Below are 626 nucleotides of genomic sequence, written 5' to 3'. Positions count from 1 at the left end.
AAGATATCATTTAATAAGCTTATGTTATTTAGCAAGGCAAGCCACTCTCGATTCATGGCTTGCCTTATTTTATTGTATATTTTTAATTATCGTTGCTGGCCCTTGATTGACAATCGTATTAAAATGCCTTATTAAGTCAACTTTGTCTATACGGTTTGGATCTTCTACCCAATGTCTTATAAAAGACAATCCCGCACCTGAAACATAACTCATGAAATAAGAAAATGGTATACCATTAATTTGATCATTTTCATTTTTATAACGTTGTAAATGACACATAATTAAATCATAAAGTTTTTCGTGGATATTTGAATCTTTACCCATACGAAACATCAATTGATAAAATGCGATGTCTTTTTCTATCATTTCTATTAAAACGGTCATAATTTGATGTATGTTATCCGTGGATAACTTAACTGCTCCATTTAACTTCTCATCATGAATGAAGTCTCTTATTTCCTCCAACTGCTGGTCCTCTAATTTTTCAAGCAAATCATACTTATCATAATAATGCGTATAAAATGTACTACGGTTAACATCAGCTAAATCTGCAATTTGTTGCACAGTAATCTCTTCTAATTGGTGTTGATGTAAAAGTTCAATAAATGCATTTCTCATTGCAACTT

General features: G+C 30.8%; 1 protein-coding gene. It reads right to left on the bottom strand.

Annotation, left to right across the window (positions count from 1 at the left end):
- Positions 1–69 precede the first annotated feature (69 nt).
- On the bottom strand, positions 70–626 hold a 557-nt coding region (locus tag IDG60_RS28250), incomplete at its 5' end, for a TetR/AcrR family transcriptional regulator (RefSeq protein WP_206161116.1).

The organism is Staphylococcus sp. EG-SA-2, from assembly GCF_017152085.1.
Note: the sequence above shows the minus strand (reverse complement) of the source record. Positions and strands in the feature narration are given on the sequence as shown.